The 15,032-nt window shown below is 61.2% G+C and carries 13 protein-coding genes; 9 read left to right on the top strand and 4 right to left on the bottom strand.

Features of this window, described 5'->3' with window-relative positions; genetic code table 11:
- Positions 1-78: 78 nt before the first annotated feature.
- On the bottom strand, positions 79-1,188 hold the full coding sequence (gene moaA, locus GSQ93_RS08305) for a GTP 3',8-cyclase MoaA (protein WP_158935188.1): 1,110 nt from the start codon (positions 1,186-1,188) through the stop codon (positions 79-81).
- Positions 1,189-1,376: 188 nt separating this feature from the next.
- On the bottom strand, positions 1,377-4,769 hold the full coding sequence (locus tag GSQ93_RS08300) for an Rne/Rng family ribonuclease (RefSeq protein ID WP_158935187.1): 3,393 nt from the start codon (positions 4,767-4,769) through the stop codon (positions 1,377-1,379).
- A gap of 922 nt (positions 4,770-5,691) precedes the next feature.
- Between GSQ93_RS08300 and GSQ93_RS08295 the strand changes: the two genes are divergently transcribed.
- The 4 genes from GSQ93_RS08295 to GSQ93_RS08280 all read left to right on the top strand — a co-directional run bounded on the left by GSQ93_RS08295 (position 5,692) and on the right by GSQ93_RS08280 (position 8,810).
- Positions 5,692-6,696 carry an RluA family pseudouridine synthase gene (locus GSQ93_RS08295; RefSeq protein WP_158935186.1) on the top strand — a complete coding sequence of 335 codons (1,005 nt, stop codon included), beginning with the start codon at positions 5,692-5,694 and terminating at the stop codon, positions 6,694-6,696.
- Entirely contained in the window at positions 6,697-7,356 is a 660-nt protein-coding gene (locus GSQ93_RS08290; protein WP_158935185.1) for an HAD-IIIA family hydrolase, read from the top strand.
- The gene (locus GSQ93_RS08285; protein WP_158935184.1) at positions 7,353-7,739 is read left to right on the top strand and encodes a Rieske 2Fe-2S domain-containing protein; all 387 of its coding nucleotides are present in this window, start codon (positions 7,353-7,355) and stop codon (positions 7,737-7,739) included. The genes GSQ93_RS08290 and GSQ93_RS08285 overlap by 4 nt, the downstream gene beginning before the upstream one ends.
- 72 nt (positions 7,740-7,811) lie before the next feature.
- Entirely contained in the window at positions 7,812-8,810 is a 999-nt protein-coding gene (locus tag GSQ93_RS08280; RefSeq protein ID WP_158935183.1) for a S49 family peptidase, read from the top strand.
- Between the two features lie 96 nt (positions 8,811-8,906).
- Here GSQ93_RS08280 and GSQ93_RS08275 read toward each other — a convergent pair whose 3' ends face one another.
- Together GSQ93_RS08275 and GSQ93_RS08270 are read right to left on the bottom strand one after the other, a co-directional pair.
- Positions 8,907-9,626 (bottom strand): SAM-dependent methyltransferase, encoded by a 720-nt coding sequence (locus GSQ93_RS08275; protein WP_158935182.1) that lies wholly within the window; start codon positions 9,624-9,626, stop codon positions 8,907-8,909.
- Positions 9,623-10,237: a Maf-like protein gene (locus GSQ93_RS08270; protein ID WP_158935181.1), complete on the bottom strand. Its 615-nt coding sequence runs from the start codon at positions 10,235-10,237 to the stop codon at positions 9,623-9,625. Before GSQ93_RS08270 ends, GSQ93_RS08275 begins: the two co-directional genes overlap by 4 nt.
- A gap of 415 nt (positions 10,238-10,652) precedes the next feature.
- On the opposite strand from GSQ93_RS08270, the gene GSQ93_RS08265 reads away from it, so the two are divergent.
- The 5 genes from GSQ93_RS08265 (at position 10,653) to fabD (ending at position 15,004) form a co-directional block, all read left to right on the top strand.
- Entirely contained in the window at positions 10,653-11,306 is a 654-nt protein-coding gene (locus GSQ93_RS08265) for a DUF177 domain-containing protein (protein WP_158935180.1), read from the top strand.
- Positions 11,307-11,512: 206 nt separating this feature from the next.
- Positions 11,513-11,692 carry a 50S ribosomal protein L32 gene (gene rpmF, locus GSQ93_RS08260; RefSeq protein ID WP_056354381.1) on the top strand — a complete coding sequence of 60 codons (180 nt, stop codon included), beginning with the start codon at positions 11,513-11,515 and terminating at the stop codon, positions 11,690-11,692.
- A 141-nt stretch (positions 11,693-11,833) separates the two neighbouring features.
- Positions 11,834-13,006, top strand: coding sequence for a phosphate acyltransferase PlsX (gene plsX, locus GSQ93_RS08255; RefSeq protein ID WP_158935179.1), 1,173 nt, complete (start codon positions 11,834-11,836; stop codon positions 13,004-13,006).
- On the top strand, positions 13,006-13,995 hold the full coding sequence (locus GSQ93_RS08250; RefSeq protein ID WP_158935178.1) for a beta-ketoacyl-ACP synthase III: 990 nt from the start codon (positions 13,006-13,008) through the stop codon (positions 13,993-13,995). Before plsX ends, GSQ93_RS08250 begins: the two co-directional genes overlap by 1 nt.
- Positions 13,996-14,071: 76 nt before the next feature.
- Entirely contained in the window at positions 14,072-15,004 is a 933-nt protein-coding gene (fabD, locus tag GSQ93_RS08245; RefSeq protein WP_158935177.1) for an ACP S-malonyltransferase, read from the top strand.
- The last annotated feature ends 28 nt before the right edge of the window (positions 15,005-15,032 follow it).

The raw sequence follows: 15,032 nt of genomic DNA, 5'->3' as shown, positions 1-15,032 counted from the left end.
CCCGCCAGCACCACGCCGGTGATGTCGCCCTTGTGCACAGGACTGCCGCTCGGGCGGGTTACGTCGACATCGGTCATGTCAGCCGCCGATATAAGACATTTCGACGCGCGGCGCATCCGGGTCGGCAGCGGGCAACGCACTGCTGCCGCGCAGTTCCGAATAGCGGTCGGTGCGCGCTTCCCAGATCCTGGCGATGGCTGTCGCGACCGTAGCGTCGCTCGCGCCGCTGCGAATCAGTGCGCGCAAGTCGTGGCCGGACGTGGCGAACAGGCACAAGTACAGCTTGCCTTCGGTAGAGAGACGCGCGCGCGTGCAGGAACTGCAGAAAGCCCGCGTCACGCTCGAAATGACACCGATCTCACCGCCGCCGTCCTGGTAACCCCAGCGTTGGGCGGTCTCGGCGTCGTTGTGGGCTTCGAGCGGGCGCAGCGGGAAATGCTCGGCAATGCGCGCGACCACGTCCGCCGACGGCAACACTTCGCTCATGTTCCAGCCGTTCGACGCGCCCACATCCATATATTCGATAAAGCGCAGCACCGTCCCGCTGCCTTTGAAATGACGCGCCATCGGCACGATTTCCGCGTCGTTCGTGCCGCGCTTGACCACCATGTTGACCTTCAGCGGCGCCAGGCCGACGGCGTGCGCGGCCTCGATGCCTTCGAGCACGTCGGCGACCGCGAAATCGGCGTCGTTCATGCGGCGAAACAACGCATCGTCGAGCGCGTCCAGGCTCACCGTTACTCGCGACAACCCCGCGTCTTTCAGCGAGCGCGCCTTGCGGGCGAGGATCGACCCGTTGGTGGTGAGCGTGATATCGAGGGGACGGCCTTCCGGCGTGCGCAGCAGCGCCAGGCGTTCGATCAGGAACTCGATGTTCTTGCGCAGCAGCGGTTCGCCGCCGGTCAGCCGAATTTTTTCCACGCCGTGCGCGACGAACAACCTTGCCAACCGCTCGATTTCCTCAAACGACAGCAGGGCGCTATGCGGCAGAAATGCGTGGTTTTTATCGAAAACTTCGCGCGGCATGCAGTAAACGCAACGAAAATTGCAACGATCAGTCACCGATATGCGCAGGTCGCGCAACTCACGCGACAACCGGTCGGTGAGCAGCCCGCGTGGCGTCGCTGCGATACCGGAAAAATCCGGGATCGCGCTGACATCGGTGACAGGAATGATGCGTCGGGACATGATCGTTTTATTTCTCGTGCAGCGGCGGCGGAGCGGGCCACTTTGACCTTCGAATAATTCATTTTAGCGGAAGGGCGGTCCGAAGGCGGTCCGCCGTCGCCTTTTCAGGGGCATTTGTCCCCCGTCCAATAAAAAAAGCGCCACCGACCGAAGTCATGTGGCGCTTTTCGAAACGTCAGACGCGGATATTAAGCGTCTTTACCCGTTTCCACTTGCTGCATCGGCGCGGCGTCCAGCGGGGGCAGGCGCTTGCGTTCGCGCGCGATCCGCTTCGGCGCTTCCGCCTGGGCTGCGGCTTCGCGGGCTACGCGGAGCTTGTCGGCGTCGGTGTTCACCCAGACGAGGCCCGCCGTATCCAGCATCGGCTTGAGCGCCTCTTCTTTCAGGGCGACATGTGCGGCCGGAGCAACTGAAGCAACCGGGGCGGCTTCTATGGGAGCCGGCGCTGCGGGAGCCACAGTTTCCACCGCTTCAAACGCCTTGACCGGCTCCGATTCGACCGACGCAGGCACCTCTGCCACAACTGGCGCGGGCGATGCGACCGGTGCAACCGTCTCAGATGCCAACGCCGATGACGCCGAAACAGGCGCCGTTTCCACCGGTTCAGCGACTTGAGCTTCCGGCACAGCGTGAGCAATGACGGGCGCCGGTTCCGCTGCCTTCGGGGTATCGGCGAAAGGACTTTCGACCTTTTCTTCCGCTACCTTCGGCGTCGGTCCGAACGGATTTTCGATCGGCCGTGGTGACGCAGGCTTTTCGAAGATGTCCGTCGCGGGCGCTTCGGCAACCGTTGCGCTGGCTTCCTGTGCGGCATGCACTTCCTGCGCGCCATGCGACACGACGAAACCTTCAGCTTCGGCGCGCTTTGCTTCCACGGGCACTGCTTCAACCGGCGTAACGTGCGTGACACGAACCGGCTCCGGCAATTCCGTCACGCTGATCGCGGCGGCCGAAACCGGCTCGACCGTGACTGCATGTGCGGGTGCTTCAACGGGTGCCTGCACAGCCGGCGCCGTCTCAACGGGTTTAGCCACAACGGGTGCGAAATCGCGGCTGTCATCGGCTTCATTCGACGAATCCGTGTCGAACACACCGGCTTGAGCCCGTTCGCTGTCAGCGTTGCTTTCGTTTTCAGCAGCGTCACCGGCCTGATTAGCCGTCACGCCATCTTCTTCACGATCACGGCGTCCACCACGACGACCCCGGCGGCGGCGACGGCGCTCTTCGCCTTCACGCGCTGCGCTGGCCTGATCGGCCTGCAATGCGTCAGCGTTGCCGTTTTGCTGCGATTCCTGGCCCGCCAGCGTGTTGTCCGTCAACTCCGACACGACCGTTTCGCCTTGCGTCAATGCTTCGACGGCGGCTTCCGGCTGTGGCTTGCGGCGTTCGCCCCGTTCCGGACGTTCGCCCCGTTCACGGCGTTGACCGCGATCGGCGGCTTCAGCACTTTCCGGTGCACGTTCACCACGGTTCTCACGCGGTTCGCGCGGCTCCCGAGGCTCGCGCACTTCACGCGGTTCACGTCCTTCACGTGCGCCTTCACGTGCTTCACGCGGCTCGCGGCCTTCACGTCCACCACGCGGTTCACGCGGCTCGCGAGCTTCGCGCGGTTCACGCGTTTCCTTCGGTTCCCGTTCCTCGCGGCGCGGGTTTTGACGACCACCCGCCGTGCCCGGCGCGCTTGGTGTAGCGCCCGTAGTGGCAGCAGCGCTATCACGCGACGCAGCACCCCCACGACGATTACGGTTCCGGTCCCCACCCTGGCCCGACCGCTCTGGCCGTTCGCCACGCGCCGGACGTGCCGGTGCGGGCGCTGCGACCGGCGCGGGAGCTGGTTTAACTTCGGGCTGGACGCCAAACAGGTTCTTCAGCCAGCCGATAAACCCGCCTGTCGACGCAGCCACTACCGGAGCCGCCGCGACTGGAGCCGCAACGACCTTCACCGGTGCGCTAGGCGCAGGCGATGCCGGCGTAATGCCCTTGACCATCGCTTCCTGCTTCGGCTTGATTTCTTCGGTGCGCTTGCTGTAACCCGTTTCGGATTCCAGTTCGTGCGCCGCTTCTTCGGCCATCTTCCAGGAGGCGCGCGGTTCGTCGAGACGGGTATCGTCGTGACGCAGGCGTTCCAGCTTGTAATGCGGCGTTTCGAGATGCTTGTTCGGGATCAACACGACGTTGACCTTGAAGCGAGACTCGATCTTGTTGATTTCCGAACGCTTTTCGTTCAGCAGGAAGGCGGTGACTTCCACCGGCACCTGGCAATGGATCGCCGCGGTGTTTTCCTTCATCGCTTCTTCCTGAATGATCCGCAGGACTTGCAGCGCGGACGATTCGGTATCGCGAATGTGGCCCGTGCCGTTACAACGCGGGCACGTCACGTGGCTGCCTTCGGACAGTGCCGGACGCAGACGCTGACGCGACAGCTCCATCAAACCGAAGCGCGAAATCTTGCCCATTTGTACGCGCGCACGATCGTGCTTGAGCGCGTCTTTGAGACGCTGCTCAACTTCGCGCTGGCTCTTGGCCGACTCCATGTCGATAAAGTCGATCACGATCAAGCCGCCCAGATCGCGCAAACGCAATTGGCGTGCGACTTCATCGGCGGCTTCGAGGTTCGTGCGGGTCGCCGTTTCCTCGATGTCCGCGCCCTTGGTCGAACGCGCCGAGTTCACGTCGATAGCCACCAATGCTTCCGTGTGGTCGATCACGATCGCGCCGCCCGAAGGCAACGGCACCGTGCGCGAATACGCGGTTTCAATCTGGTGTTCGATCTGGAAACGGGAGAAGAGGGGAACGTCGTCGTGATAACGCTTAACCTTGCTCAGGTTATCCGGCATCACGATGTCCATGAAGGCGCTGGCCTGGTCATGGATCTCGGTGGTATCGATGAGAATTTCGCCGATATCCGGCTGGAAGTAATCACGGATTGCGCGGATCACGAGGCTGGATTCGAGATAAATCAGCATCGGCTTGCCGGCCACACCGCTTTGCGACGCCGCTTCCACCGCGCGCCACAACTGCATCAGGTAGTTCAGGTCCCACTGCAGTTCTTCGGCCGAACGGCCAATCCCTGCTGTTCGCGCGATGATGCTCATGCCTTCCGGCAAATCGAGCTGGGCCATCGTGTCGCGCAATTCCTGGCGCTCTTCGCCTTCAATCCGGCGCGAAACACCCCCGCCACGCGGGTTGTTCGGCATCAGGACGAGGTAGCGTCCGGCGAGCGAGATAAACGTGGTCAGGGCAGCGCCCTTGTTGCCGCGCTCTTCCTTTTCGACCTGAATGATCAGTTCCTGGCCTTCGCGCAGCGCGTCCTGGATGCGCGCAGAGCGCATGTCGACGCCTTCCTTGAAGTACTGGCGGGCGACTTCCTTGAACGGAAGAAAACCGTGGCGGTCTTCGCCATAGTTCACGAAGCAGGCTTCGAGCGAGGGCTCGATACGGGTGATCACTCCCTTGTAGATATTGCCTTTGCGCTGTTCGCGCCCGGCGGTTTCGATGTCGATGTCGATGAGTTTTTGCCCATCGACGATGGCGACGCGCAATTCTTCTTGCTGCGTCGCGTTAAACAGCATGCGTTTCATTGGACGGCTCCAGAGCGGCTCTACCGGCCCCCATCGAGCGAATTCGCGCGGTTGTCAGTCGCGTGAAGCAGGAGGGCGGGCGCGCCGCGCTTTTTTGTGTGTGTTGTCACAAAGCACGCTGGAGCGGGAGTTCTGGCGGGGAGAATTGCCTGAGTCGGACCCGACCACCGGCCAGCGACGAAACGCGTCGAGGCGGGCGGCAAGCCCTGGGGCACATGCGAAAAGACTTCAACACGCCGTGAGGCAACGGCGCGGCTTAAGCGGCACAGCGCTTTCGGCTCGACGTCCTTCTACGACTCGAAGAGCCGGCAGCGCAGCCAGCAGCAGCCGGTTGCGGCCCACTGCAGGGTCAAACGGGCGGAAGGTTGTCGCGCAAACCAGTGCGACCAAGCAAACCGACCGACGTTTTTCGAACCTGCAGCAGGTTGCCGTTGCGGCTAGCCGGGTGCTCAAAGCGCCCGATAACCGCGTTGGGTGTCTCGTCTTGTTGCGTCTTCCGCCACGCTTCGCCCGTTTCAGCGCAGCTTGCAGCAGAAGCCGTTTTCTTCGCAACGGCCAAGCGACAATGTTCCGTTCACCCTAACCTGATACCCGCCCGATATCTTCTCGATACCTGCCTGATACCCGGGTCACATCCGGAAGAAGCCGGATAAAAGTCCGGACCTCACTGCCTCTCGCCGATAAAATTCTTGTTCGCCAAAAATCCGTTACCGTGTCGACGATCGACTCGACCGAACGCGCCTGTGGGCACCGTCCCTGCCGTGCGATATCGTCGTGCGTGCAACTTGTTACTCCGTTTTCCGGGTGAGCAACTGGCCCTGGGCGCAAGTAAAATAACGGTTTAACGCTTGCACCTGTACAGTCTGACAACATCCGGCCAGCTTAGTGGCTTTTTCCAGACTGTCCGCAAATTATATTCAGAATGAATGAGTTAGGCAAAACATCCCATAAAAAGGTCGCAAGCGAACAGGTCTCAATGATCGAGATCGACGAAAATGCGGCGGGTCAGCGCATCGACAATTTTTTACTTCGCGTCTGTAAAGGCGTGCCGAAAAGTCACATTTACCGGATTTTGCGCAGCGGGGAAGTGCGCGTAAATAAGGGACGCATTGACGCCGCTTATCGGCTGGAAATGGGCGATCTCGTCCGCGTTCCGCCTATTCGCACCGCGCAACTGGACGAAACGCCGGTTTCATCGAATGCGCCCGCCGCCGAATTCCCCATACTATTTGAAGACGATCATCTGATCGTGATCGATAAACCCGCCGGCGTCGCCGTTCATGGCGGCAGCGGCGTAGCGTTCGGCGTGATCGAACAATTGCGCAATGCGCGCCCGCAGGCGAAGTTCCTCGAATTGGTGCATCGGCTAGATCGCGAGACGTCCGGCGTGCTGATGCTCGCGAAAAAACGCTCGGCGCTGATCAATGTGCACGAGCAAATGCGCGAGAACCGTATCGATAAACGCTACCAGGCCGTCGGTCACGGCGACTGGCTCGCGGGTTGGGGGCGTCGGCGGATCGTGAAGGAACCGCTCCACAAATATCTGACGCCCGAAGGCGAGCGGCGCGTGCGGGTTCAGGACGACGGCCTCGCGTCGCATACGGTCTTCAACCTGATCGAGCGATTCAGCGAGTACGCCTGGGTCGAGGCGGAGTTGAAGACCGGTCGTACGCATCAAATTCGCGTGCATATGTCGCATATCGGCCTGCCGATCGCCGGCGACACCAAATACGGCGACTTTGCGCTGAACAAGAATCTGGTCCGCCCCAACGCCGATCCGTCGCTCAAACGCATGTTTTTGCACGCTTTCCGGCTGAAACTCGTGCATCCGGCCACCGGCGAGACGCTTCAGGTCGAAGCGCCGCTGCCGGCCGAATGCCGACGCTTTATCGAACAACTCAAACAAAATTCTAGAGAGACCCAATAAATGGCCCGTCAGCAATTCGATCTCATTGTCTTCGACTGGGACGGCACCTTGATGGATTCCACGGCGCACATTACGCGCAGCATTCAGGCGGCGTGCCGCGACCTGAGCCTGCCTGTTCCCGCCGATGAAGCAGCAAGTTATGTGATCGGCCTGGGGCTGCGTGATGCGTTGCAGATCGCCGCGCCCACGCTCGATCCCGTCGATTACCCGAAGCTTGCCGAGCGGTATCGGTTTCATTATTTGATCAAGGGCGAGCAAACCGAGCTCTTCGATGGCGTACGCGGCATGTTGCAGAGTCTGCGTGACGAGGGCTACTTGCTCGCGGTCGCAACGGGCAAAAGCCGCGTGGGCCTGAATCGCGCGCTGGACCAGTCGCGCCTGACAAGCCTCTTCGACGGCACGCGCTGCGCCGACGAAACCTTCTCCAAACCGCATCCGGCCATGCTGCACGAACTCGTGCGCGAACTCGGGCAGGATGTGGGCCGCACGGTAATGATCGGCGACACCACGCACGACCTGCAAATGGCGAAAAATGCCGGTGCGGCGGCGGTCGGCGTGACGTACGGCGCACATCCGGCGAAGTCGCTGCATGCGCTGGAGCCGTTGTTCGTGGCCGACAACGTGACCTCGCTGGGGGACTGGCTGCGGGAGAATGCATGACAGGAACGCCGCTTGAACCGGTCCGAATCTGCGCGTCGGAGGAACTGGTCGATGGCGGCGACGGCGTTCGTCACAAAGCCGTCGACAAAGGCGGCGAAGCCACCGTGTTTTTCGTCCGATACGACGGCAAACCCTTTGGCTACCTCAACCGCTGCGCCCACGTGCCCATGGAGATGGACTGGTCCGAAGGCAAGTTCTTCGAGAGCTCCGGCTTATACTTGATGTGCGCGACTCACGGCGCGATTTACGAGCCGGACACGGGGAAATGCGTGGGCGGCCCTTGCCGCGGCGCGCGCTTGCGGCGGGTGGCAGCGGAAGAGCGCGACACACCCGAAGGCCGCGCTGTCTTCTGGCTTCCCGACGACGATCTCCGTCCGGCTTGACCGTTCTAGGGGTCGTTCTCGCGACGCGAAACACACCCGCTCTTCACTTTTAATCAGTCAACCAGGCGACGCATGTCCGATCAATTTCCCACCGATTCCGCCGATACGACGCGTCCCAAATCCATCGGCGACACCGGCGACAACTGGGAGCGCGCCGCGCTCGAACGCATTGCGCTCGCGGCAATCAATGAACAGCGGGCCGCACGCCGCTGGCGGATATTTTTCCGCTTCGTGTTCCTGGCGATCCTGGCGATCGCGGTCTGGAGCGCGTTCGATTTCACCAGCGACAAAGTCGCGAAAACCTCCCGCCATACGGCGCTGGTCGAACTGGAAGGTGAGATTTCCGCCAATAGCGACGCCAGTTCGGACAACGTCAACGCCGCGCTCGACAGTGCTTTTGAAGACGACGGCACGGCGGCGGTGATTCTTCGCTGCAACAGCCCGGGCGGCAGTCCGGTGCAGGCGGGCATCATCAATCGCGAGATCACGCGCTTGCGGGCGAAATATCCGTCGAAACCGCTGTATGTGGTGGTGGGCGACATGTGCGCGTCGGGCGGTTATTACGCCGCGGCCGCCGCCGACAAGATCTATGTCGACAAGGCGAGTATCGTCGGATCGATTGGCGTGCTGATGGACGGTTTCGGCTTTACGGGCCTCATGGACAAGCTGGGCGTTGAACGCCGGCTGCACACATCGGGCGCGAACAAGGGCGCATTCGATCCGTTTTCGCCTGAAACGCCGACCATGAATGCCCACGCGCAGGAAATGCTCGACCAGATTCACCAGCAGTTCATCGATGCCGTCAAGCAAGGCCGCGGCAATCGGCTGAAAGAGTCGCCCGATGTGTTCTCAGGCGAGTTCTGGACGGGTCAGAAGAGCGTGGAACTGGGTCTTGCCGATGGTTTCGGCGACGCCGATTACGTTGCACGCGAGATCGTCAAGCAGCCGGATATTGTCGATTACACGCAGAAGGAGAGCATTGGTGAACGTGTGGCGCGCAAGTTTGGCGCGGCGGTCGGCAATGCATCGATGCACGCGCTGATGATGGGCGGGAAGATGCAGTTGAAGTGAATTTCCATGCGTTGCAGATAAAAACCGCTCGCCTTGAGTCTTCATGCGAGCGGTTTTTTTGCGGGTAGCGCGGAAAGCACGGCTAAGAGATACGACTTAGGAACCCAGCAACAGGAAAATCGCTGGCCGTTTATGCAACTCCGGCGCAGCTTTCTTTTTCCAGTCCGACACGGTGCGCGTAAGGATCGTTTCGGCGGGCAACGTCAGGTCGACCGCGACGCACACCAGCGTGGACGGCGCGCAGGTCGCGAGCAGCGTGTCCAGCAGCGCACGATTCCTGTACGGCGTCTCGATAAATATCTGCGTCTGATTCGCCTTGCGGGACAGCGCTTCCAGTTCACGCAGGCGTTTGCCCCGTTCGGCGGCATCGACGGGAAGATATCCGTTGAACGCGAAACTCTGGCCGTTCATTCCCGACGCCATCAGCGCCAGCAAAATCGAACTGGGTCCGACGAACGGCACCACTTTGACGCCGCGCTCGTGGGCGCGGCGCACGAGCAGGGCGCCCGGATCGGCGACCGCCGGGCATCCCGCTTCGGAGACGAGACCCGCGTCGGTGCCAGCCAAAATCGGTTTGAGCAGCTTGTCGACTTCACCCGGCGGCGTGTTGACGTTGAGTTCGCGGATCTCGATTTCCTGGATCGGCCGTTCGGTTCCGACCTTTTTCAGGAAAGCACGCGTGGTTTTCGCATTCTCGCCAATGTAGTACTGCAGCGACGCGGCGCGTGCGCGCACGGGTTCGGGAAGAACGTCGGCGAGCGCGGCGCTGTCGCCGTCGCCGAGTGTGTTCGGAATCAGGTACAAAACGCCGCTCATGCTGCCCCCATTAACGGAAACCCGGCCGCGCGCAACATCCGCGACAACGCGATCAGTGGCAAACCGACCAGCGCGGTGGGATCGTCGGAATGAATTGCATCCACAAGCGTGATGCCTAAACCCTCCGATTTCGCGCTGCCCGCCACGTCGTAAGGTGTTTCAGCGAGCAAATACGCTTCGATTTCCGCATCCGATAGCACGCGGAATTGCACGCGGGTGACGATGTCGGCGGATTGGATATGGTCTGTACGGCTGTCGAAGAGACAAAGCGCGCTGTGGAATTCGACGCTTTTGCCGCGCATCGACTGAAGCTGGGCGCGCGCGTTTTCGTGCGTGCCGGGCTTGCCGATCTGACGACCGTCGCAGGTGGCGACTTGATCGGAGCCGATCACGAGTGCGCCGGGAGCGTCGACCACCCGGGCGGCGGCCGCACGCGCCTTGGCGATCGACAGCCGGACAGCCGTGGCTTCCGGCGTTTCGCCGTCGAGCGGCGTTTCGTCGATATCGGGCGTGATGACATCGAAGGGAATGCGCAAGCGCTCGAGCAGTTTCCGCCGGTAACGCGAACTCGATGCGAGGATGAGGCGCGGCTTAGTTGAGACGTCGGGCATGAAAAGGATGGGCTATGAACAATGAGGTTAGGGACTGAATCGGGCTGGGACCGAACTAAAATGGCGGTGCCGCACGCCGAAGCATAAGTGTTTGACTCGAAAAGACAAAGCCGCTATGATTTTGGGCTTTTCATCGGTATGCGAAGGCCTTTTTACGCATACCGAGATGGTGGCGGTGGCCGGAAGTGTACCGAGAGGTTTGGCGGTCCAGAGGTAGCCCGGGACGGAAAGGGCCGTTTTAGCAGGCCACGTGCAGGGCTGGTCAGGTACGCGGTCCGCTGCTAAAACCGGAAAATCGGGATAAACCACACCAGCCGGACGGGTCCGGTGCGGTGCATACTGCAGCTTCACCCCCGGTCGTCCTCCGCGCACTTGCTATCCAGCCGTCGCGGCAACGACCACTGCAGGAGCGCACATGACACAGAATCCTGGCAAACCTGCATGTCCCGCCGACTTGCGCGCACTCGACCTGTTCGAATTCGCCCAAAGCCGTCGGCAGGCAGCAGGTGGTGTACGGGTCTCGCAATTGCCGCGTATGTTGAACGAAATACCGGCAGATGCCCCAGACCGCGACACGGTGTTTTCATGGCAGGCCGAAGGCTCCATGCAGCCCGAGTTGCAGGACGACGGCACCGAAGCGCCGCAACCTTATTTGCGGCTCGCGGTACACGGATCGGTCTGGATTGAATGCCAGCGTTGTCTTTCGCCGTATTCGCAACACCTGGATGTCGATGCAACGTATCGCATTGTCACGACGGAAGACGAAGCAGACGAGTTTCCGCTAGACAACGATGAAGTGGAAGTGATCGTTGGCTCACGCCAGTTCGATCTCGTCGACTTGATCGAAGAGGAGTTGTTGTTGACTTTGCCGCTCGTGCCGAAGCACGAAGTGTGTCCTGAAGTGCACGAAAGCCTGGTAACGGGCCTTGCGGGCGCCGAAGGTGAGCTGGATGAGAGTGGTCTGAATGGCGATGCAGGTACGCAGCAGGATGGCGGCACAGGCAGACCCAATCCGTTCGCCGCGCTCGGTAAGCTCAAGCAGGGCGGTTCCGACGACAACAAGCATTAAGCAGGATTGAAGCAGCGGGCATTGAAGCGGCGGGCTATGAAGCCCGTGGTTTAAGCGCTCGCAAAAAAGAGTATTGATGTCCGGCATCAGGCCGGGCGTCGAATCATCAGGCGGCGCGGTGCGTCCCGAAAGACTCACTGGCCTCACGTCAGGGTCTCGGGTGTGTCGAGCTGTGTTAGAATTCGCAAAATTTTTCTGGAGTCATCATGGCAGTTCAGCAAAACAAGAAATCACCGTCCAAGCGCGGCATGCATCGTTCGCACGACTTCCTGACCGCACCGGCGCTGGCTGTTGAGCCGGGCACGGGTGAAGTCCATCTGCGTCACCACGTGAGCCCGAACGGCTACTATCGTGGCAAGAAAGTCATCAAGACGAAGAACGACTAAGCGTACGACGCTTGTTGCGTCTGGCGTCACCGTCTTGACTCGTGGTTTGAGTCGCGGTTGTTCGCGCTTGACATGTTCCCGGTACAACAAGAAGGCGGCATTTCACTGCCGCTTTTTTGTGCCTGAAATTCGTCGCACTCCATGACCGTAAAGATCACTATCGACTGCATGGGAGGCGACCACGGCCCGGCCGTGACCGTTCCCGCCGCGGTCAATTTCGTGCGTTCGCATCCTGATGCGCAGCTGTTGCTTGTCGGCATCGAGTCGGCCATCCGCGGGCAGCTGAAGAAGTGCAGAGCTACCGACGAAACCCGGCTGACGGTCGTCCCGGCCACGGAAGTGGTCGAGATGGACGATTCGGTAGAGGTTGCGCTGCGCCGGAAGAAAGATTCGTCCATGCGAGTAGCGCTCAATCTCGTCAAGGACGGTCAGGCCCAGACGTGCATCTCGGCGGGTAACACCGGCGCATTGATGGCCGTGTCCCGCTACGTGCTCAAGACGCTGCCAGGCATTGAGCGTCCGGCTATCGCATTCGCGATGCCAAGCCAGAAAGGCTTCACCACCGTGCTCGACCTGGGCGCGAACGTGGACTGCGAGCCGCAACACTTGCTGCAATTCGCCGAAATGGGCCACGCGCTTGTCGCTGCGATCGGGCAAAAGGAGCGGCCAACCATCGGTCTGCTCAACATTGGCGAAGAAGTCATCAAGGGCAACGACGTGATCAAACGCGCCGGCGAATTGCTGCGCGCGAGCACGCTCAATTTCTACGGCAACGTGGAAGGCAACGACATCTATAAAGGCACGACCGACGTGGTCGTATGCGACGGTTTTGTCGGCAATGTGGCGTTGAAGACCTCGGAAGGTTTGGCGCAGATGCTGACTGACATGATTCGCGAGGAATTCAGCCGGTCGCTTATGACCAAGCTGATGGCGCTCGTCGCACTGCCCGTTCTCAAGCGCTTTAAGCGCCGGGTCGACCCCGCCCAGTACAACGGTGCCGCGCTGCTCGGCCTGCGCGGGCTAGTCATCAAAAGTCACGGATCGGCACAAGCCTACGGGTTTGAGTGGGCTATCAAACGCGGGTATGATGCCGTCAAAAATGGCGTGCTTGAACGCCTCGTGCGCGCCATGGAGGAAAACGCTGCTCCCGCGCAACAGGCAGCGCTCGGCGTTTCCGCTGACACTGCTGGCACCGTGATCCCGAATCAGACCGGCCCCGCGGCCGACCCCGTCGCCCCAGGCGATAATACGGTCGCTGCCCGCCCGCTCGTGCAGCCGGGCGAACCGGGTGCCGCGCTATCCTCGAAGGCATAATGGCTCAATCGAATCTCTATTCCCGCGTGATTGGAACGGGCAGTTACTTGCCGCCGGATCGTGTCACGAATCAGGAACTGGCCGAGCGACTGGCAAAACAGGGTGTCGAAACGAGCGATGAGTGGATCGTCGCCCGCACCGGTATCCACGCACGTCATTTCGCCGCACCTGATCAGACGACCAGCGAACTCGCCTTGCAGGCATCGCGTCACGCGATCGAGGCTGCGGATATTGATCCGCAATCGATCGATCTGATCATCGTTGCCACGTCCACGCCTGACTTCGTGTTCCCCAGCACCGCTTGCCTGTTGCAGAACAAGCTCGGCATCAAGAACGGCGGCGCTGCGTTCGACATCCAGGCTGTCTGCTCGGGCTTCGCTTACGCCGTTTCAATGGCCGACAGCCTGATCCGCGGCGGCTCGAATCGCACGGCGCTGGTGGTCGGTGCCGAAACATTCTCGCGCATTCTCGATTTCAGCGACCGCACCACGTGCGTGTTGTTCGGCGATGGCGCGGGCGCAGTGATCCTGCAAGCCTCCGATGAACCCGGCGTGCTGTCCAGCGCGCTTCACGCCGACGGCAGCCACGCGAACATCTTGTGCACGCCGGGCAATGTGAACAAGGGCGTGATCGAAGGCAGCGCGTTCCTGCACATGGATGGTCAGGCCGTGTTCAAGCTGGCGGTCAAGGTGCTGGAAAAAGTGGCCATCGAGGCGCTCGATAAGGCGCGGCTGACAGCGGGCGACATCGACTGGCTCATTCCACATCAGGCCAATATCCGCATCATGGAGAGCACTGCGCGCAAGTTGCACGTGCCGCTGGAGCGCATGGTGGTGACTGTTGGCGAGCACGGCAATACGTCGGCGGCATCCATTCCGCTCGCATTCGACGTCGCCGTGCGTGACGGCCGGATCAAGCGCGGCCAGCATGTGCTGATCGAAGGGGTGGGCGGCGGCTTCACGTGGGGCGCGTCGGTTATCCGCTATTAAGCGGGTTTAAGCCGATACGTCCTATACGTCATCACGCCACGTCAGTCATTCGACAATCCAATTGAGCAAGAGCCTCATGAAATTTGCGTTCGTTTTCCCGGGACAAGGTTCCCAGTCGGTCGGCATGCTCAACGCATTTGCCGACCATGCCGTGGTGCGCGAGACCGTGCAGCAGGCATCCGATGCACTCGGTCAGGATCTGGGCAAGCTGATCGCTGAAGGTCCGGTGGAAGAACTGGGTCTGACCACGAACACGCAACCCGTGATGCTCACGGCCGCGTACGCGATTTATCGCGTGTGGGAAAAGGAAGCCGGGCTTAAGCCGGCGATCGTCGCGGGTCATAGCCTGGGCGAATATACGGCTCTGGTTGTCGCCGGTGCGCTGCCGTTTTCTGCCGCTGTGCCGCTCGTGCGATTTCGCGCGCAGGCCATGCAGAGCGCTGTGCCGGTAGGCGAGGGTGGCATGGCCGCCATTCTGGGTCTCGACGACGACGCTGTGCGCGCCGTTTGCGCCGAAGCATCGGCGGCGGGGATCGTGGAAGCGGTGAACTTCAACGCGCCGTCACAAGTGGTTATTGCGGGTGCCAAGGCGGGCGTTGAAAAAGCCTGCGAAATCGCGAAGGCTAAGGGCGCAAAGCGCGCATTGCCGCTGCCGGTATCGGCGCCGTTCCATTCGTCGCTGCTCAAGCCGGCGTCGGACCAGTTGCGCGAGTATCTGGCGAGCGTCAGTATCAGCGTGCTGCAGATTCCGCTGATCAATAACATCGATGTCGCAAGCGTCGCCGAACCGGCCGCCATCAAGGACGCGCTTGTGCGTCAGGCTGCCGGTCCAGTGCGCTGGGTCGAAACCGTGCAGAAGATGGCGCACGAAGGGGTCACGCACGTGATCGAATGCGGTCCGGGCAAGGTGCTGAACGGCTTGACGAAGCGCATCGACGGTACGCTGATCGGCGCGTCGATTTTCGATCCGGCTTCGCTCGAAGAAACCCGCAAACTGCTCGTTGCTTGAATGGGTTTAGCCCAAGACGGTACGCCAA

It is taken from the genome of Burkholderia sp. S171, assembly GCF_009766085.1.
Lineage (GTDB): Bacteria > Pseudomonadota > Gammaproteobacteria > Burkholderiales > Burkholderiaceae > Caballeronia.
Note: the sequence above shows the minus strand (reverse complement) of the source record. Positions and strands in the feature narration are given on the sequence as shown.